The following is a 17,984-nucleotide window of genomic DNA, read 5'->3' as shown; positions in this document are numbered from 1 at the left end:
CCGCCTTGTTGCTTATTATTCGCCGCGCAACACCTGCAGCCGGGCAATCTGCCGCCCCTGCGCATCGAAGTTGTCCGCACTCAGCCAACGCTCAAACGCCTGCCGCACCGCAGGCCAACGGTCAGCGGTGATGGCGAACCAGTCGGTATCGCGGCTGCGCCCTTTAACGATCACCGCAAAGCGGAAGTTGCCCTCGTAACGGAAGCCAAAACGCAGAGCGGCCTGGCGCGATGGCGCGTTATGGCTGTCGCACTTCCACTCACAGCGGCGATAGCCCAGCGTGTCGAAGGCGTAACGCAGCAGCAGCGCGATGGCCTCGGTGGCGCTGGAGCGCTGTTTCATCAACGGTGACCAGCTGACGTGGCCGATCTCCAGCACGCCGTTGGCCTCGTCGATGCGCATCAGCGCCACCGTCCCCACCGGCGCGTCGCTGGCGGCATCGAACACCGTCAGATTGACCAGCGTCGGGTTGGCCTGCAGCGTCTCCAGATGCAGCAGCATCGCCGCCGGCGTGTCGGGCCGTTCGATAGACAGATAGGTCCAGTCGCGGCCGTCCGGCGCCAGCTGGAAAGCGTCGTACAGCGCGGCGTAATCCCGCTGCGGCTCGAGCGGCGCCAGCGAGCAGAAATGCCCGCCGAGCGTTGCGCCGCCCGGGCGACGAGCCGGCTGCCAATCCGGCATCGGTTCGCCAATCGGCTGACCATAACGATTCATTGCCATACGCGCCTCCTGCGGTTAACGGGTATAAACGATAAACGAGCTTCTTCTGCCGATTTTGTCGTACAGCGAACGCGCCGGCGCGTTGTACTCCTGAGTCATCCAATAGACCCGATCGCTGCCGCGCGCCTCCGCCAGTCGATACGCCTGTTCGAACAGTTTTTCCGACACTTTATGGCCGCGCGCCTGCGGCGACACATAGAGATCTTCGATATAACAATAGCCCATCGCGCTCCAGGTGGACGGATGGAATACCAGGTTCATCAGCCCCAACAGCCGGCCATCGGCATCCTCCGCCACCAGCCCGTACACCTGTTCATCCTGCCCCAACCGTTCGAAGGTGCGATCGGTCACCTGCGGCGCCACGTCGGCGCGGTAAAAGTCGAGATAGCCCTGCCACAACGCCAGCCATTGCGCTCTGTCGTCGCCATTGATTCTGCGGATGGTCACTTCACGATTTGATGGGTTCATAGCGCCTCACGGGGTTAAGATATTATTTCCATTAGGGAAATAACCGAGTAGCGGCAGGATACACCGCGCAGCGGCGGCGTAATACGGACCAATTCAAAACGCCGAGCAGACCAATTTTAACCGCCGCTTTCCCGCGGCAGCGCGTTGAACACCTGCGCCAGTGTGGCGATAAAGCGCACTATCTCGTCCGGCGTATAGGCCGAAAAACCGAGCACCAGCGCCCCGCGCTGCGGCGCGCCGGTGTAGAAATCCGCCAGGCCGTACAACCGTATTCCTCGTTCGGCCGCCGCCGCCACCAGCCGCCGCTCCGTCGCCGCATCCGCCAACGGGCAAACCAGCTGCAGCCCACCCTGCGGCAAGGCCGGGTGCGTCCAGGGCGCGAGATGGCGTTGCACCGCGTCGTACAGCACATCCAGCCGCGCCTTGTACAGCGTGCGCATATTGCGCAGATGCTCGGCGTAGCCGCCCTCATGCAGGCAGTGGAACAGCGTCATCTGCGCCAGCGCCGACGTGTAGCCGTCCTGAAACTGCCTGGCGGCGACCAATGGCCGCACCAGCTGCGGCGGCGCAATCATGAAGCCGATGCGCAGCCCCGGAAACAGCGTCTTGCTGAAGGTGCCGATGTACAGCGTGCGCCCGCCGCTGTCCAGCCCCTGCAGCGCCGCCTTGGTTTGTCGATCGTAGTTGAACTCGGCGTCGTAATCGTCTTCGATGATCCAGGCCCGCCGACGCTGGGCCCACTGCAACAGCGCCAGACGCCGCTCGAGGCTCAGCGAATACCCCAGCGGGTAGTGATGGGACGGCGTGATGTAAACGCCCCGCCCGCCGCCCGTGGCGTGCATCAGTTGCCCGACGTCCATCCCCTGCTCATCGATGCCGATCGGCCGCGCCTGCAGCCCCGCCGACTGCACCAGCTTTTTCGCCCCCTGGTAGCCCGGCTCTTCGACGAATACCGCATCGCCGGGATCGAACAGCACCTGGGTGCACAGCGCCAGCGCCTGCTGAGAGCTGGTGACCACGATCACCTGCTCCGCCGACGCCTTGACGCCCCGCTCCCGCTGCAAATAGTGCGCGATCGCCGCGCGCAGTTCCGGCAAGCCCTGCGGATCGGCATACCCCAACAGCCGCTCGCCGTGGCGCCGCAGCGCCTGCTTTTCCCACTGCAGCCATGAATCGATGGGAAACGCCCGCAGATCCGCCAGCGAGGGCGTCAGCGAAGCCTGGCGGCTGGTGTGCGGCGTATGGCTGACCGCCAGCAACGCCCGGCCGCGATCGCTTAACTCGCGTTCCGCCAGCCGCGCCTCCTGGCCTGCCTGCGTCGCCAGCAGTTCACGGCCGAGCAGCGTATCGCAGCGATAACGCACAAAGCTGCCGCGCCCCACCGTTCGGCTGATAAACCCCTCCGCCTCCAGCCGTGCGTAGGTCTGTTCCACCGTGTCACGCGCCACCGTCAACCGGGCCGCCAACGCGCGGCTCGGCGGCAGCTTCGCCCGCCACGGCAGTTCCCCGGCGGTGATGAGCCGCAACAGGGCCTGATGCAGCGCCGAACGTCGGGTCAGCCCCTGCTGACGCTGCTGGGTGAAGGCTGCCAGGATTGCCGCGTCGTCCGCGTGTCGTGGGGTGTCACTCATGGGCAGTCTGTTTCTCCGAGCCTGGGGCGATAGCACACTACTCTACCTCATTTCTCCCAGCGGCGGCGGCAGTTGCGCTGCCCGGCGAAATCCCCTTAAATAAGCCATCGCATTGCGGCTACAGGACTTCCGTCAGCTATGAGCAAGGAGATCAACCAGCGTCTGCTGGAAAAACTGCTGCAGGATCTGGCCAGCGCGGGCGCGATGCCGTTATATCTGCGCTTTAACGCCTCGGTGCGCCAGGCTATCGAGCAAGGATTACTGAACGCGGGGGATTTCCTGCCCAGCGAGCGCCTGTTTACCGAACAGCTTGGCATCTCGCGCATCACGGTGCGCAAAGCGCTGGCCTGCCTTGAGCAAGACGGCATCATCGGCCGTTCACGCGGCTACGGCACCTTTATCCAGCCGCAACGGCCCGCGCCGAAGCTGCGCTATTCATTAGCGGACATCAAAGGGTTCTCGCGCGAGGCGACGCAACAGGGGCGTCAGCCGGATACGCAATGGATCAGCCGCGAGCGGGTGCCGGCCAGCGCCGAACTGGCGGAAAAACTCCGGCTGGCGGTTGGAGCGCCGATCTACCAACTCAAGCGCATTCACTTTATCGATCGGCGGCCGATGTCGGTGGCGGTGTCCTACGTGGTGGCGGCGGCGATTGCCAACGTCGACGAGATTGGCATCTCGCTGTACGACTACTTCCGGCGCAACAATGTGGAGATGGGCTCGCTGCGCAGCCAGGTCAGCGCGGCGATGGCCGACGACGACATCCGCCAGGCGCTGCAGCTATCCGAACCGATGCCGCTGCTGATCGTGCGCCAGACGTTGTTCGACCACCGCAAGAAGCCGATCGAATACAGCGAAAGCTTCTGCCGCAGCGACATGTACGAGTTTACCAGCGAAAGCTGATCCGTCACGCCTCGCCCTGCCGGCGGCGGCGAAAACGCGCGAACGCCTGGGCATACGCCTCAACGTCCAGCGGATTCACCCGCTGCAACTCCGCCAGCAGGGCAGGATCCATCGCGTCGGCGCCGTGCAGCGCGCCGCAGACAGCGGTGGCCATCGCGCCGATGGTGTCGGTATCGCCGCCCAGATTGGCGCACAGCACCGCGCAACGGGTAGGATCGGTTTGCGCCAGCTGCACCATCGCCAGCGCCGCCGGCACCGACTCGATGGTGCTCACCCCGGCGCCAATCAGTTGATATATCCGCTCAGAGGCCTGCTCGGGATCGGCGGCCTCATCCACCACCTGAAACGCCAACTCGATGCGCGCCGCCAGCGAGGGGCTGAACGTCGTCACCTGACGGCGCTGGGCATACTCCGCCACGCCTGGCAGCGCCAGGCGAATCGAGGCCCAGTCCGCACCCTCCACCGCACGCGAAACCGCCCAAGCGATCGCGACGGCACCGGCGACGGCGATGTCGGATTTGTGCGTCGGACTGGAGGCCAGCCACACCTGCTGACAGAAATCCTCCAGCGGCGCAGACGGCAGCACGCAACCCAAAGGCGAAATGCGCATTGCTGCGCCATTGGTGATGCCGTTGTTTTCCAACTCGGCGATCGGCGTGCCCGCTTTCTGCTCGCTCAACGCCAGTTTGGAACTGGGGCCGAGAATGTTCTTGTTGAAGGCGTCAAAACTGTCCACCCAGCGGATCACATTGCGGGCGATCAGCGCCGGCACCACCTCACCTTCAGCTTCCCGCAGCGCATCGGCCAGCGCCAGTGCCATCGCGGTATCGTCGGTATATTGCCCGGCCTTGAAGTAACAGGCGGCCGAGTTCTCCGCCGGCCCATCGAGAAAACCGTCTATCCAGCCGAAATGGCGCTTAACCCGCTCGCGCGGCCACAGCTCGGAAGGCATGCCGAGCGCGTCGCCCAGCATCTGTCCGTAAAGTGCGCCCGCTATGCGTTCTGCCTGGGTTAACTGCTTCATCCGTCGCTCCTGAGAAAATGTGCCGTTGCCTCAATAATACCTTATTAGTACCTTTAAAGCTTATCAAGCGCCCGGCTCACACTTCCCTTTCGCGGGCAATGCCCGGCGCGTTTAAGTTGTGTTTAATGTTGCCCCGCCGCTGTTTATCCGACGTTTATCAGAGCTTGTCGATAATGTCGGCGAACAAATTGATAACGCTTATTTTAATACATTGCTTCGGCTCTCTTGCGGGCCGGGCGGGTTATACCTACCATAGCCTCAGCACTTTTTGTCAAAATGGTTCAGGTGGCCGCGTTATTCCCTGACACGCCGCGGAGCGTGTTCCCTTTTATCGCGTGGGTGACAGGATGTTCACCCGCATAGTCACAGGAGTTCGCCATGCGAGTACTGGTTGTTGAAGATAATGGTTTGCTGCGTCACCACCTTTCCGTTCAGATGCGCGAGATGGGCCATCAGGTCGACGCGGCCGAAGACGCCAAGGAAGCCGATTATTTCCTGCAGGAACACGCGCCGGATATCGCCATCGTCGATCTCGGCCTGCCGGGTGAAGACGGCCTGAGCCTGATCCGCCGCTGGCGCGCCCATCAGACCAAGCTGCCGATCCTGGTGCTGACCGCCCGCGAAAGCTGGCAGGACAAAGTGGCGGTGCTGGAAGCCGGCGCCGACGACTATGTCACCAAGCCGTTCCACCTGGAAGAGGTGATCGCCCGCATGCAGGCGCTGATGCGCCGCAACAGCGGCCTGGCTTCGCAGGTGATCGTGCTGCCGCCGTTCCAGATCGATCTGTCGCGCCGCGAACTGAGCGTCAACGATCAACAGATCAAGCTGACCGCCTTTGAATACACCATCATCGAAACCCTGATCCGCAACGCCGGCAAGGTGGTGAGCAAGGATTCGTTGATGCTGCAGCTCTACCCGGACGCCGAACTGCGTGAAAGCCACACCATCGACGTGCTGATGGGCCGCTTGCGCAAGAAAGTGCAGGCGGAATACCCGCATGAAGTGATCACCACGGTACGTGGCCAGGGCTATCGTTTTGACGCGAAGTGAACATGATGTTCAACAAGAATAAAAAACCGTTTTCGCTGCGTGCCCGCTTCCTGATGGCGACCGCCGGGGTGATCCTGGCGCTGTCGCTCTCTTACGGTTTGGTGGCGGTCGTCGGCTATATCGTCAGCTTCGACAAAACCGCCTTCCGTCTGCTGCGCGGCGAGAGCAACCTGTTCTTCAGCCTGGCGCAGTGGAAAGACAACAAACTCACCATCGCCATTCCCCCCGATCTCGATCTCAACTTCCCGACGCTGGTCTTTATCTACGACGATAAAGGCAATCTGCTGTGGAGCCAGCGCAAGGTGCCGGAGCTCGAGAAGCTGATCAACAAGGAATGGCTGGAGGAGTCCGGCTTCTACGAAATCGACACCGACACCCGCGTCAGTAGCGAAGTGCTGGGGGACAACCCCAAAGCGCAGGATCAGCTGAAGAATTACGACGATACCGATCAGAACGCGCTGACCCACTCTGTGGCGGTCAACACCTATGCCGCCACGCCTCGCCTGCCGGCGCTGACCATCGTGGTGGTTGACAGCATTCCGCAGGAGCTGCAGCGATCCGACGTGGTGTGGGAGTGGTTCAGCTACGTGCTGTTGGCCAACCTGCTGCTGGTGGTGCCGCTGCTGTGGCTGGCGGCCTACTGGAGCCTGCGGCCGATCAAGGCGCTGGTCAATCAGGTGGGCGAACTGGAGAACGGCGAGCGCGATCAGCTGGATGAGAACCCGCCCAGCGAGCTGCGCGGGCTGGTGCGCAATCTGAACATTCTGGTGCGTAACGAGCGCCAGCGCTACACCAAATATCGCACCACCCTGTCGGATCTGACCCACAGCCTGAAAACGCCGCTGGCGGTGCTGCAAAGCACCCTGCGCTCGCTGCGCAGCGGCAAGCAGACCACCATCGAAGAAGCCGAGCCGATCATGCTGGATCAGATCGGGCGCATCTCGCAGCAGATCGGTTACTACCTGCACCGGGCCAGCATCAACTCCGGTCAAACGGTGTTAACGCGCGAGATCCACTCGGTGCCGGCGCTGCTCGACAGCCTGGTGGTGGCGCTGAACAAGGTTTACCAGCGCAAAGGGGTGGTGATCACGCTGGACATCTCGCCGGAAGTGACCTTTATGGGCGAGAAGAACGACTTTATGGAAGTGATGGGCAACGTGTTGGAAAACGCCTGCAAATACTGCCTGGAGTTCGTTGAGATCACCTCGCTGCACTCAGAGAAAAATCTCATCCTCGTCATCGACGACGACGGCCCGGGCATCCCGGAAAGCAAGCGCCAGCTGATCTTCCAGCGCGGCCAGCGGGTGGACACCCTGCGCCCCGGCCAGGGCCTTGGCCTGTCGGTGGCGGCGGAGATCATCGAGCAATACGACGGCGAAATCGTCATCAGCGACAGCCCGCTCGGCGGCGCGCGCATGCAGGTCACTTTCGCCCGCCAGCACGATACCCACCACAACGAATAAATTATGCCGCTGCGGCCCCGATCCACGGGGCCAAACTTCCGTTATAATCGCACTCAGGCTCACTCCCCTATCCTGGAATAGAACATGGATTATCAATTAGATCTGGACTGGAACGATTTTTTGCAACGTTATTGGCAAAAGCGTCCGGTGATTCTGAAGCGCGGCTTCAAAAACTTTATCGATCCGATCTCCCCGGATGAGCTGGCCGGGTTGGCGATGGAAAACGAAGTGGACAGTCGTCTGGTCAGCCACCAGGACGGCCGTTGGCAGGTTGCGCACGGCCCCTTCGAGAGCTTCGACCACCTGAGCGAAAACAACTGGTCGCTGCTGGTGCAGGCGGTGGATCACTGGCATGAGCCTTCGGCGGCGCTGATGCGCCCGTTCCGCCAACTGCCGGACTGGCGGATGGATGACCTGATGATCTCCTTCTCGGTGCCGGGCGGCGGCGTCGGCCCGCACCTCGATCAGTACGACGTGTTCATCATTCAGGGCACCGGCCGCCGCCGCTGGCGCGTCGGGGAAAAAACGCCGCTGAAACAGCACTGCCCGCACCCGGATCTGCTGCAGGTCGAACCGTTCGACGCCATCATCGACGAAGAGATGGAGCCGGGCGACATTCTCTACATTCCGCCGGGCTTCCCGCATGAAGGCTACGCGCTGGAAAACGCGCTCAACTACTCGGTGGGCTTCCGCGCGCCGAACGGCCGCGAGCTGGTGAGCGGCTTCGCCGACTACGTGCTGGCGCGCGAACTCGGCAGCAAGCGCTACGGCGATCCGGACGTTAAACTGCGCGAACACCCGGCGGAGATCCTGCCGCAGGAAGTGGACGCCTTACGGCAGATGATGCTGGATCTGGTGCAACAGCCGGAGCACTTCCAGCACTGGTTCGGCGAGTTTATCTCCCAATCGCGCCACGAGCTGGATCTGGCGCCGCCGGAGCCGCCGTATCAGGCCGGGGAAATCTACGAACTGCTGCAACAGGGTGAAGCGCTGCAGCGCCTGGGCGGGTTGCGCGTGCTGCGCGTCGGCGATCGCTGCTTCGTCAACGGCGAACTGATCGACACCGACCAGCTGCAGGCCGCAGACGCCCTGTGCCAGCACTTCAGCGTCGACGCCGCCCTGCTCGGCGACGCGGTGGACGATCCGTCATTCCTGGCGCTGCTGACCGCGCTGGTCAACAGCGGCTATTGGTACTTTAACGACTGATTGCCGTCACGCGCACAAGCCACCCTGCCGGGTGGCTTTTTTATGCCTGCCGCGCCTGCGCGCGAAAGCCGGCCAGCGCTTCATCCGCCATGCCCGCCTGCTCCGCCGCCGCGCAAATCTGCCGCCAGGTATTAGCGTCTATCGGTATGCCCTGCTCCAGCCGCGCCGCGCGGTTGGCCTCCTCCCATTCGCCCGGCACCGCGATCGGCTGTTCACCGCTCGGCGGCGACGCCTTCACCCAGCCGATGAACGCTTCGGCCTCGGCCTGCATTTGCGGGGCGTCGAAGGCCTGAGGATCGAGGATCAGGGTCGTCATGCAGTTGAAGATGGCGTCGCTGTCGGCTTTCAGCGTGGCGTCGTGGGTGGTGCGGCCGCCGGAGAGCGCGCCGCCGAGGATCTCGCACATCGCCGCCAGCGCATAGCCTTTGTGCAAGCCGAACGGCAACAGTGACCCGAAGGGCGCTTCGTGCATCACCTTCGGTTCGGTAGTCGGTTGCCCGTGTTCGTCGATCAGATAGCCCGCCGCCACCGACAAGCCTTTGTTATAGGCCACCCGAGTCTTGCCGAAGGCGATGCCGCTGGTGGCGAAATCCAACAGCAGCGGCGTGCGGCCCGGCCGCGGGAAAATGGCGCAGAACGGGTTGGTGCCGAAGCGGCGATCGCTGCCGCCAAACGGCGCCACCATCGGATCGCCCACCACGTTGACGAAGTGAATCGAGATAAAACCGGCGCGGGCGCACTGCTCCGCCCAATGGCCGATGCGGCCGATATGGTGCGCGTTGTGCAGCGCCACCGCCGCCAGGCCCAGCTTGCCGGCGCGTTCAATGCCCAGCGCCATCGCTTCGCTGGCCACCACCTGACCGAAGCCGCGCGCGCCGTCGAGCGTCAGCACCGCGCCGGCGTCGCGCACCACCTCGGCATGTTGATTAAGCTGCAATTGCCCCTGCGCCAACGATGCCATGTAACTGGGGATCATGCCGACGCCGTGCGAGTCGTGTCCGGCCAGATTGGCCTGCACCAGATGATCGGCCACCAGCTCGGCTTCGCGTGCCGTGCTGCCGGCCTGGCGCCAAATCGCCTGAACGAACTGCGCCAAATGCGGGCTGGCGATACGGTATTCGGTGCTCATCATGCGGTCCTTATGCGTAGGGAATGTACCTCCACACTATGAGCAACGCCTTGTTTCGGCAAGCGATTATGCCGATCGCAAGCGTCCCGTTTTACCGCGCCCGCTCGGCGGCCAGCGCCGCGATGCGCATAATTACCGCCACCGCTTGCTCCATGCCCTCCAGCGTCACGAATTCGTGCTTGCCGTGGTAGTTGTAGCCACCGGTGAACAGGTTCGGGCACGGCAGACCGCGGAACGACAGCTGCGCGCCGTCGGTGCCGCCGCGGATCGGCTTCATCACCGGTTCGATGTCGCAGTCGCGCATCGCCTGCTGCGCCAGCGCAATCACGTGCGGGTGCTCCGCCACCTGTTCACGCATGTTGTAATAGCTGTCTTCGATGCTCACTTCGATATAGCAATCGCGCGGCAAGCCTTTGCCGACCTCGCGAGCGATGTCCACCATCTTGCGTTTGCGCGCCTCAAACCCCTCACGCTCGAAGTCGCGCAGGATGTAGTGCATTTCGGCGCGCTCTACGCTGCCCTTAATGCTGCTGAGATGATAAAAGCCCTGGTAGCCTTCGGTGGTCTCCGGCGCTTCGTCCGCCGGCAGCGCCTGATGAATGCGGGTGGCCAGCGACAGCGCGTTGACCATCACCCCCTTGGCGCTGCCGGGGTGCACGCTGTTACCGAGGATTTTGATCGTCACCGAGGCGGCGTTGAAGTTCTCGCACTCCAGCTCGCCGACGCCGCCGCCGTCCACCGTGTAGGCCCATTCGGCATTGAAGGCCGCCACGTCGAACAGCTGCGCCCCCTTGCCCACCTCCTCGTCCGGGGTGAAGGCCACGCGGATGTCGCCGTGCGGGATTTTGCGCGCGCGCAGGCGCACCATAGCGGTGAGGATCTCGGCGATGCCCGCCTTGTCGTCGGCGCCCAGCAGCGTCTTGCCGTCGGTGGTGATCAGCGTCTGCCCCAGCATCTGGTGCAAGATCGGGAACATCACCGGCGACAGCACTTCATCGCCGATGCCGAGCGCAATGTCGCCGCCGCGATAGTTCTCGACGATCTGCGGATTGACATGTTTGCCGCTGAAATCCGGCGAAGTATCCAGATGGGCGATGAAACCGACCGCAGGCACCGGCCAGGCGACGTTACCCGGCCAGGTACCCATCACGCAGCCGTGTTCGCTGAGCGACACCCGCTCGAAGCCGAGCGCGATCATTTCCTGCTGCAACGCACGCGCCAGCTTCAACTGCCCGTCGGTGCTCGGCACATGCTTTACGTTCGCTTTGGACTGGGTGTCGAAAGAGACGTAGTTGAAAAAGCGGTCAAGTAATTTGTCCATGGTAGCGGCCCCTCAGAATATCGCGTTTCATTATGCGGAACCGATCAGGATCAAATATTGCGTCAGGTCATTTTTAACCAGAATTCGCCAATATCATTAATCTTTGTGATGATTTCTGAGGGGAATAATGCTGTCATCACAGGGTCATTTGTCGCTATCATGATGAAAAACGCGGCATCTGGGCCGGATCGGCTTTCAATTCCGGCATTCAGCGTCTATCATGCGCGCTCGAAAAATTTCCATTGGCGTAACTGGTTTGAGCTTCTTTTGAATCGCGGGCATTCCCGCAAGCTCCGGCAGTCTTTTCCAGTTGCGGTTCTATCTGCATTAGCCCACGGGATAGAGTAATACGATAAATGACTGAGACATCCTCTCCGACTCCCCTTGTTGAACTGCATGCCCTGAGCAAAGCGTTCGATGGCAAAACCATCATTGCCGATCTGGATCTGACGATTAACCACGGCGAATTCCTCACCATTCTCGGCCCCTCCGGCTGTGGCAAAACCACGGTGCTGCGCCTGATCGCCGGTCTGGAAGACGCCGATTTGGGCCGCATCGTGCTCGACGGCCAGGACATCACCGCCATTCCGGCCGAACATCGCCACGTCAACACCGTGTTTCAAAGCTACGCCCTGTTTCCGCACATGTCGGTGTTCGACAACGTTGCCTTCGGCCTGCGCATGCAAAAGGTGCCGGCGGCGGAACTGACGCCGCGCGTGGAAGAGGCGCTGCGCATGGTGCAGCTGGATGCGTTCGCCAAGCGGCGGCCGGGGCAGCTCTCCGGCGGCCAACAGCAGCGCGTGGCCATCGCCCGCGCGGTGGTCAACAAACCGAAGGTGCTGCTGCTGGACGAATCGCTGTCGGCGCTGGACTACAAGCTGCGCAAGCAGATGCAGAACGAACTGAAAGCGCTGCAGCGCAAACTGGGCATCACCTTCGTGTTCGTCACCCACGATCAGGAAGAAGCGCTGACCATGTCGGATCGCATCGTGGTGATGCGCGAAGGCCGCATCGAGCAGGACGGCACGCCGCGTGAGATCTACGAAGAGCCGAAGAACCTGTTCGTCGCCAGCTTCATCGGCGAGATCAACATCTTCGACGCGGTGGTTTTGCAACGCCTCGATCCGCAGCGGGTGCGCGCCAACGTCGAGGGCCGCGAGTGCGACATCTACGCCGATCTGCCGGTGGAGCCGGGCCAAAAGCTGAAGGTGCTGCTGCGCCCGGAAGATCTGCGGGTGGAAGAAGTGAACGACAGCGCGCAGCACGACGGGTTGATTGGGTACGTGCGCGAGCGCAACTACAAAGGCATGACGCTGGAGTCGGTGGTCGAGTTGGAGAATGGCAAAACGGTGATGGTCAGCGAGTTCTTCAACGAAGACGATCCGGACGTCGATCACTCGCTCAATCAGAAGATGGCGGTGACCTGGGTCGAAAGCTGGGAGGTGGTGCTGGCCGATGAAGAAATCGCGTAAAGTCTTTCAGAATGTGGTGATCGTCGGCGTCGTCGCCTGGCTGCTGCTGTTCGTGTTCATGCCGAACCTGATGATCATCGGCGCCAGCTTCCTGACCCGCGACGACGCCAACCTGGTGCAGATGGTGTTCACGCTGGATAACTACCGGCGTTTGTTCGATCCGCTGTATGCCCAGGTGCTGCTGCACTCGCTGAACATGGCGCTGATCGCCACCCTGTGCTGCCTGGCGATCGGCTATCCGTTCGCCTTTATCCTGGCGCGCTTGCCGCAGAAGGTGCGGCCGCTGCTGCTGTTTCTGCTGATCGTGCCCTTCTGGACCAACTCGCTGATCCGCATCTACGGCCTGAAGCTGTTTCTCAGCACCCGCGGCTATCTCAACGACGCGCTGCTGTGGATCGGCGTCATCGACAAGCCGCTGCGCATCATGTACACCTCGGAAGCGGTCGTCCTCGGCCTGGTGTATATCCTGCTGCCGTTTATGGTGATGCCGCTCTACTCCAGCATCGAAAAGCTCGATAAATCCTGCCTGGAGGCGGCGCGCGATCTCGGCGCCAGCAAGCTGCAGACCTTTATCCGCATCATCGTGCCGCTGACCATGCCGGGCATTATCGCCGGCTGCCTGCTGGTGGTGCTGCCGGCGATGGGGCTGTTCTTCGTCGCCGATCTGATGGGCGGCGCCAAAAACCTGCTGATCGGCAACGTGATTAAAAGCCAGTTCCTCAATATCCGCGACTGGCCGTTCGGCGCGGCCACCAGCATCTGCCTGACGCTGGTGATGGGGCTGTTGCTGCTGGTCTATTACCGGGCCGCACGCCTGCTGAACAAGAAGGAGGATCTGGCATGATCGGACGTCTGCTGCGCGGCGGCTTTATGACGCTGGTATACGCCTATCTGTATATCCCGATCGTCATCCTGATCGTCAACTCCTTCAACGCCTCACGCTTCGGTATCAACTGGCAAGGGTTTACCACCAAGTGGTACAGCACGCTGCTGAATAACGACAGCCTGCTGCAGGCCGCGGGGCACTCGCTGACCATGGCGGTGCTCTCCGCCACCTTCGCCACGCTGATCGGTTCGCTGACCGCGGTGGCGCTGTACCGCTACCGCTTCCGCGGCAAGCCGTTTGTCGGCGGCATGCTGTTTGTGGTGATGATGTCGCCGGACATCGTGATGGCTATCTCGCTGCTGGTGCTGTTCATGCTGCTGGGCATTTCGCTCGGCTTCTGGTCGCTGCTGTTCTCGCACATCACCTTCTGCCTGCCGTTCGTGGTGGTGACCGTCTACGCGCGCCTGAAAGGCTTCGACGTGAAGATGCTGGAAGCCGCGCGCGATCTCGGCGCAAGCGAGTTCACCATCCTGCGCAAAATCATCCTGCCGCTGGCGATGCCGGCGGTGGCGGCCGGTTGGCTGCTGAGCTTCACCCTGTCGATGGACGACGTGGTCGTCTCCTCCTTCGTCACCGGGCCGAGCTACGAGATTTTGCCGCTGAAGATCTACTCGATGGTGAAAGTCGGCGTCTCGCCGGAGGTCAATGCGCTGGCCACCATTTTGCTGCTGCTGTCGCTGGTGCTGGTGATCGCCAGCCAGTGGGTGATGCGCGATCGCGCGCCCAAGGCAGAATAATCCTTCCCGCCGGGCGCCGCAGCGCCCGGTTGTGATCCCCTTCACAACCGGCACCGGTTGTCACTCTCTGACCATCGGTGCCTATTTCCGCCTCGCCGATTGCAGCGGCGAAAACTTCCCCCTATAACTGAATCCAGGCAAGGTGCCTTATTTTTTCTCGCTTCCAGGGAGTTTATTCAGCAACGTCGTCATCCATTAAAATATAAAAAGGAACTGCCATGAAAGGTATTATCGATAATATCTTAAATAAGCTGCAGCTTTTCTCCAAAGCCATGATGGGGCCGATATTTTTCCTGCCGGTAATCGGTCTGATTCTGGCGCTCAGTTCTATTCTTACCAATGCCACATTAATCAATGAACATTCCGCCATCTTCTCTATCGGTAAAATGATCGGTGATACCTTTTGGCCGTTATTCGGCAATCTCGGGCTGATTTTCTGTATCGGTATTACCTACGGCCTGGCCAAAGACAAGAAAAGCGAAGCGGCGCTGGTCGCGGTGATGTGCTTTATCATGTTCCTCGGCGCCAATTCTTCTTATCTGCAATTCAGCGGCCACGTCGCGGCCAAGATCAACGGTGAGTATTATGGCACCGGGCAGACGGAGTTGCTGGGTTTTACCGTGGTGGATATGGGCATTTTCCTCGGTCTTATCCTCGGCGTCACCATCGCCTGGGTGCATAACCGCCTGTGCAACGTCGAACTCAACGGCGTGTTCTCGGTCTACGGCGGCGCCAAGCTGGTGCTGATTGCCATGACGCCGATCATCATGCTGTACGCCGTCGCCTTCAGCTACCTATGGCCGGCGATTTCACAGGGCCTGATCGCGCTGACCGGCTTTATGAAAAGCGCCGGCTCGCTCGGGGTATTCGTCTACGGCTTCTTTGAGAAATTCCTGATCCCCACCGGGCTGCACCACTTTATCTGGTCGCCGTTCCAGCTCACCAGCATCGGCGGTTCGATCGTGCAGGACGGCCAGACCGTCTCCGGTTCGCAGGCGATTTTCCTGGCCTACATGCGCGACCCGAGCATCTCGCCGCTGATGAACGAGGCGCTGCGCTTCTCGCAGCAAGGGATGGTGACCATCTTCGGCCTGTCGGGCGCGGCATTGGCTTTCTATCACACCGCCAAGCCGGAAAAGAAAATGCTGGCCAAGGCGATTCTAATCCCCGCCATCACCACCTCAATCCTGGTCGGCATCACCGAGCCGATAGAGTTCACCTTCCTGTTTATCTCTCCGCTGCTGTGGGTGATCCACGCCGTGTTGACCGCGTTGTCGCAGGTGGCCTGCAACCTGTTGCAGGTGCGCCCCTGGGGGGCCAGCGGGCTGGTCGAGTTCCTGGCCTACAACCTGCCGCTGCCGGTTTCCCTCACCCGCTGGCCGCTGTATGTGGTCATCGGCCTGGTGCAGTTTGCGGTGTATTACCTGGTGTTCAAAACGCTGGTGCTGAAGCTCAATCTGAAGACGCCGGGCCGTGAAGATGATCAGGACGTCAAACTCTATTCCAAACAGGATTACCGGAACCGCAAAAATACCCCGGACGAGCCGAGCGGCATCATTATTCGCGCGCTGGGCGGCAAGGAAAACATTATTTCCGTCGATAACTGCTTTACCCGGCTGCGGGTGGAATTAAAGGATATGGCGCGGGTGGATGAGGCCGCGTTGAAAAGCACCGGCGCCAAAGGCGTGGTAAAGAATCGCCGTGAAGTACAGGTGATTTACGGCGTCACGGTCGGCAAGGTCAAAAATCAGGTAGAGAAATATTTAGCGGCACTCTAACGCTTTATTAATGGGAGATATCGAATGAAATTAACCGTTCTCGGCGGCGGCGGCGTGCGTTCCCCGTTCCTCGCCAAGTCCATCGCCTATAACGCCCATCGCATCGGCATTACCGAAGTGGTGTTTATGGATACCGATGAGCGCCATCTGGCGATCTACGGCGCCCTCGCGCAGGGCGTATTCCAGCGCATTCGCGGCGACATTGCTTTCAGTCTCAGCAGCGATCCGCACCAGGCGCTGCAAGGCGCCGATTACATTATCACCACCCTGCGCATCGGCGGCGAGGAAGGCCGCATCCATGACGAGCGCATCGCGCTCAATCACCAGTTGCTCGGGCAAGAAACCACCGGCGCCGGCGGCTTCGCCATGGCGATGCGTTCGATTCCGGCGATCCTCGACTATTGCCGCCTGATCGAGCAGCTTTCCTCGCCGGACGCGGTTCTGTTCAACTTCACCAATCCTTCCGGCATGGTGACCGAGGCGATCATCAAATCCGGCTTCCAGCGCCGGGTCTACGGCATCTGCGACGCCCCCAGCGAGTTTATCCGCGAACTGGCCGAGCTGCTGGACTGCCGCGAAGACCAACTGAGCGTCGACTGTTTCGGCCTCAACCATCTTTCCTGGTTCCGCAATGCGCGCGTCAACGGCGAACCGGTCACGGATCGGTTGCTGGCGGATCCGCGCCTGTATCGCGACACCTGCATGAAGTACTTCTCGCCGGAGCTGGTGGCGCTGTCGGACAATTTGATGCTCAACGAGTATCTCTACTATTACTACTACCGTGAGCAGGCGATCGCCGCCATCGTCGCGGGCGGCGAGACCCGCGGCGAACAAATCGCGGCGATCAACCGCCAAATGCTGTCAGAGTTAGGCGAGCTGGACATCCCCCGTCAGTTGGAACACGCCTTCTCTGTCTATTTCTGCCATTACCTGCAGCGCGAAAACTCCTACATGCAGCGCGAGTCCAACCAGGGCAAGGTGAAAACGCGTGAGATGCTGACGCTGCAACAGTTTATCGAACAGCCGGACAGCGGCGGCTATGCCGGGGTGGCGATCGACATTCTGGAGGCGGTCAACAGCGGCCGGCAAAAACGCGTGGTGGTATCGATGCAAAACCGCGACACGCTCGATTTTCTGCACCCGGAAGACGTGATCGAAATCAGCTGCGAATTGAGCAGCGCCGGCATTCAGCCGGTCAAAATGCGCGATATTCCCGACACCCAGAAAAACCTGATTTCGCAGGTGAAAGAGTACGAACGGCTGGCGGTGACGGCGATCCTGACCGGCAATCGCCAGCTGGCCATCAAGGCGCTGATGGTGCACCCGCTGGTCAACTCCTACTCGCTGGCGAAAACGCTGGTGGAGGAGTACCTGCAGGCTCACCGTCAGTATGCCGGGCACTGGCGCTAAATGGCGCGGCGCGGCCGTCAGCGGCCGCGTCGTTCAAACCAGGCGGTGATCACATTCTCGAATCCCAACAGACAGTGACCGAAAAACGGGTTGGGATAGTAGATATCGTGATCGTATTTTTGCCGGTCCTCAAACAGAAAGGTCATGTCGGCCTGCTGCGCCAGCGGGCTGTCGCCGTCGCCGCAGAAGGCCGCCAGCAGAATGCGGTTACGCTTCACAGCCTCGCCCCAGCTCAGCGCCGAGCCGCTGTTGCCCGACTTTGAAATCACGATCACCATGTCGAAGCGAAAGCGCGTCTCACGGTCAAGAATATCGAAATCCGGCCACAGCGACAGGTAACTGTCTACGCCCAGCGTCATAAACTTGTTGTACATATACTGCGCCACCAGCTGCGAAAAACCGCTGCCGTGGATCAGGATCTTGCCGCTGTCGAGCAGATCGAGAAACTGCGCCTGCTGGGCCGGCGGTGCCGCCGACGTAGGGCGTTCCGCCTGGTAGGCCGGCGCCATCGTCAGGTTGAATTTGATGAAATAGACCAGTTCGAGATAGCCGCGAAAGCCCAGCTTTTTAGCCAGCCGCACCAGCGTCGAGGGGGAACTGTAGCAGCGCGCGGACACCGCGCGGATGCCGTCGTCGATGCAGGCGTCCGGGTTGTCGAGAATGCAGTGCAAAATCGTCAGATCCGTCTTGCTAAGCTCCGCCTGGCTGAAGACCTGTTTGAAATTCATTGCCGCCCTCGTTTATTCGCCAAAATTATTGTTTCGCACGCGCTTCACCGCCTGTCCA

17 protein-coding genes are annotated in these 17,984 nt (G+C 61.2%); 10 read left to right on the top strand and 7 right to left on the bottom strand.

What is annotated here, in order from left to right; all coding sequences use genetic code 11:
* Nucleotides 1-15 precede the first annotated feature (15 nt).
* The 3 genes from ACJ8PL_RS06015 to pdxR all read right to left on the bottom strand — a co-directional run bounded on the left by ACJ8PL_RS06015 (nt 16) and on the right by pdxR (nt 2,819).
* Nucleotides 16-720 carry a GNAT family N-acetyltransferase gene (locus ACJ8PL_RS06015; RefSeq protein ID WP_442530917.1) on the bottom strand — a complete coding sequence of 235 codons (705 nt, stop codon included), beginning with the start codon at nt 718-720 and terminating at the stop codon, nt 16-18.
* Between the two features lie 15 nt (nt 721-735).
* Complete coding sequence (locus ACJ8PL_RS06010) at nt 736-1,188, bottom strand: GNAT family N-acetyltransferase (protein WP_049300649.1); 453 nt, start codon at nt 1,186-1,188, stop codon at nt 736-738.
* Between the two features lie 116 nt (nt 1,189-1,304).
* Nucleotides 1,305-2,819: a MocR-like pyridoxine biosynthesis transcription factor PdxR gene (gene pdxR / locus ACJ8PL_RS06005; protein WP_016928072.1), complete on the bottom strand. Its 1,515-nt coding sequence runs from the start codon at nt 2,817-2,819 to the stop codon at nt 1,305-1,307.
* A gap of 138 nt (nt 2,820-2,957) precedes the next feature.
* Between pdxR and ACJ8PL_RS06000 the strand changes: the two genes are divergently transcribed.
* Nucleotides 2,958-3,722, top strand: coding sequence for a GntR family transcriptional regulator (locus ACJ8PL_RS06000; protein WP_016928073.1), 765 nt, complete (start codon nt 2,958-2,960; stop codon nt 3,720-3,722).
* Between the two features lie 4 nt (nt 3,723-3,726).
* Here the strand turns inward: ACJ8PL_RS06000 and ACJ8PL_RS05995 are convergent, their stop codons facing one another.
* Nucleotides 3,727-4,746, bottom strand: coding sequence for an ADP-ribosylglycohydrolase family protein (locus tag ACJ8PL_RS05995; RefSeq protein WP_079449340.1), 1,020 nt, complete (start codon nt 4,744-4,746; stop codon nt 3,727-3,729).
* Between the two features lie 378 nt (nt 4,747-5,124).
* Between ACJ8PL_RS05995 and phoP the strand changes: the two genes are divergently transcribed.
* From phoP to ACJ8PL_RS05980, 3 genes are all read left to right on the top strand, one after another.
* A complete protein-coding gene (gene phoP, locus ACJ8PL_RS05990; protein WP_004941169.1) occupies nt 5,125-5,796 on the top strand; it encodes a two-component system response regulator PhoP in 672 nt (223 codons plus the stop codon).
* A gap of 5 nt (nt 5,797-5,801) precedes the next feature.
* Nucleotides 5,802-7,259, top strand: coding sequence for a two-component system sensor histidine kinase PhoQ (phoQ, locus tag ACJ8PL_RS05985; protein WP_028128045.1), 1,458 nt, complete (start codon nt 5,802-5,804; stop codon nt 7,257-7,259).
* 84 nt (nt 7,260-7,343) lie between these two features.
* The gene (locus ACJ8PL_RS05980) at nt 7,344-8,465 is read left to right on the top strand and encodes a ribosomal protein uL16 3-hydroxylase (protein WP_004941161.1); all 1,122 of its coding nucleotides are present in this window, start codon (nt 7,344-7,346) and stop codon (nt 8,463-8,465) included.
* 40 nt (nt 8,466-8,505) lie between these two features.
* Here ACJ8PL_RS05980 and ACJ8PL_RS05975 read toward each other — a convergent pair whose 3' ends face one another.
* Entirely contained in the window at nt 8,506-9,594 is a 1,089-nt protein-coding gene (locus ACJ8PL_RS05975; RefSeq protein WP_028128044.1) for a malate/lactate/ureidoglycolate dehydrogenase, read from the bottom strand.
* 91 nt (nt 9,595-9,685) lie between these two features.
* Entirely contained in the window at nt 9,686-10,915 is a 1,230-nt protein-coding gene (pepT, locus tag ACJ8PL_RS05970) for a peptidase T (protein ID WP_004941154.1), read from the bottom strand.
* Nucleotides 10,916-10,972: 57 nt separating this feature from the next.
* Between pepT and ACJ8PL_RS05965 the strand changes: the two genes are divergently transcribed.
* From ACJ8PL_RS05965 to ACJ8PL_RS05940, 6 genes are all read left to right on the top strand, one after another.
* Nucleotides 10,973-11,263: a hypothetical protein gene (locus tag ACJ8PL_RS05965; RefSeq protein ID WP_126502237.1), complete on the top strand. Its 291-nt coding sequence runs from the start codon at nt 10,973-10,975 to the stop codon at nt 11,261-11,263.
* An 8-nt stretch (nt 11,264-11,271) separates the two neighbouring features.
* A complete protein-coding gene (potA, locus tag ACJ8PL_RS05960) occupies nt 11,272-12,387 on the top strand; it encodes a spermidine/putrescine ABC transporter ATP-binding protein PotA (RefSeq protein WP_016928080.1) in 1,116 nt (371 codons plus the stop codon).
* A complete protein-coding gene (gene potB / locus ACJ8PL_RS05955; protein WP_004941149.1) occupies nt 12,371-13,231 on the top strand; it encodes a spermidine/putrescine ABC transporter permease PotB in 861 nt (286 codons plus the stop codon). The genes potA and potB overlap by 17 nt, the downstream gene beginning before the upstream one ends.
* The gene (gene potC / locus ACJ8PL_RS05950; RefSeq protein ID WP_016928081.1) at nt 13,228-14,010 is read left to right on the top strand and encodes a spermidine/putrescine ABC transporter permease PotC; all 783 of its coding nucleotides are present in this window, start codon (nt 13,228-13,230) and stop codon (nt 14,008-14,010) included. Before potB ends, potC begins: the two co-directional genes overlap by 4 nt.
* 218 nt (nt 14,011-14,228) lie before the next feature.
* A complete protein-coding gene (locus ACJ8PL_RS05945) occupies nt 14,229-15,788 on the top strand; it encodes a PTS transporter subunit EIIC (RefSeq protein ID WP_016928082.1) in 1,560 nt (519 codons plus the stop codon).
* Between the two features lie 24 nt (nt 15,789-15,812).
* Nucleotides 15,813-17,198, top strand: coding sequence for a family 4 glycosyl hydrolase (locus ACJ8PL_RS05940; protein ID WP_079449344.1), 1,386 nt, complete (start codon nt 15,813-15,815; stop codon nt 17,196-17,198).
* 17 nt (nt 17,199-17,215) lie between these two features.
* Here the strand turns inward: ACJ8PL_RS05940 and ACJ8PL_RS05935 are convergent, their stop codons facing one another.
* The gene (locus ACJ8PL_RS05935) at nt 17,216-17,926 is read right to left on the bottom strand and encodes a MurR/RpiR family transcriptional regulator (protein WP_016928084.1); all 711 of its coding nucleotides are present in this window, start codon (nt 17,924-17,926) and stop codon (nt 17,216-17,218) included.
* Nucleotides 17,927-17,984: the final 58 nt, after the last annotated feature.

It is taken from the genome of Serratia sp. CY83965, assembly GCF_052166375.1.
Lineage (GTDB): Bacteria > Pseudomonadota > Gammaproteobacteria > Enterobacterales > Enterobacteriaceae > Serratia > Serratia marcescens.
Note: the sequence above shows the minus strand (reverse complement) of the source record. Positions and strands in the feature narration are given on the sequence as shown.

Excerpts from the sequence above, each read along its gene's own strand:
- ACJ8PL_RS06015 (WP_442530917.1), bottom strand. The coding sequence starts at position 720 with ATGGCAATGAATCGTTATGGTCAGCCGATTGGCGAACCGATGCCGGAT.
- ACJ8PL_RS06010 (WP_049300649.1), bottom strand. The coding sequence starts at position 1,188 with ATGAACCCATCAAATCGTGAAGTGACCATCCGCAGAATCAATGGCGAC.
- pdxR (WP_016928072.1), bottom strand. The coding sequence starts at position 2,819 with ATGAGTGACACCCCACGACACGCGGACGACGCGGCAATCCTGGCAGCC.
- ACJ8PL_RS06000 (WP_016928073.1), top strand. The coding sequence starts at position 2,958 with ATGAGCAAGGAGATCAACCAGCGTCTGCTGGAAAAACTGCTGCAGGAT.
- ACJ8PL_RS05995 (WP_079449340.1), bottom strand. The coding sequence starts at position 4,746 with ATGAAGCAGTTAACCCAGGCAGAACGCATAGCGGGCGCACTTTACGGA.
- phoP (WP_004941169.1), top strand. The coding sequence starts at position 5,125 with ATGCGAGTACTGGTTGTTGAAGATAATGGTTTGCTGCGTCACCACCTT.
- phoQ (WP_028128045.1), top strand. The coding sequence starts at position 5,802 with ATGTTCAACAAGAATAAAAAACCGTTTTCGCTGCGTGCCCGCTTCCTG.
- ACJ8PL_RS05980 (WP_004941161.1), top strand. The coding sequence starts at position 7,344 with ATGGATTATCAATTAGATCTGGACTGGAACGATTTTTTGCAACGTTAT.
- ACJ8PL_RS05975 (WP_028128044.1), bottom strand. The coding sequence starts at position 9,594 with ATGAGCACCGAATACCGTATCGCCAGCCCGCATTTGGCGCAGTTCGTT.
- pepT (WP_004941154.1), bottom strand. The coding sequence starts at position 10,915 with ATGGACAAATTACTTGACCGCTTTTTCAACTACGTCTCTTTCGACACC.
- potA (WP_016928080.1), top strand. The coding sequence starts at position 11,272 with ATGACTGAGACATCCTCTCCGACTCCCCTTGTTGAACTGCATGCCCTG.
- potB (WP_004941149.1), top strand. The coding sequence starts at position 12,371 with ATGAAGAAATCGCGTAAAGTCTTTCAGAATGTGGTGATCGTCGGCGTC.
- potC (WP_016928081.1), top strand. The coding sequence starts at position 13,228 with ATGATCGGACGTCTGCTGCGCGGCGGCTTTATGACGCTGGTATACGCC.
- ACJ8PL_RS05945 (WP_016928082.1), top strand. The coding sequence starts at position 14,229 with ATGAAAGGTATTATCGATAATATCTTAAATAAGCTGCAGCTTTTCTCC.
- ACJ8PL_RS05940 (WP_079449344.1), top strand. The coding sequence starts at position 15,813 with ATGAAATTAACCGTTCTCGGCGGCGGCGGCGTGCGTTCCCCGTTCCTC.
- ACJ8PL_RS05935 (WP_016928084.1), bottom strand. The coding sequence starts at position 17,926 with ATGAATTTCAAACAGGTCTTCAGCCAGGCGGAGCTTAGCAAGACGGAT.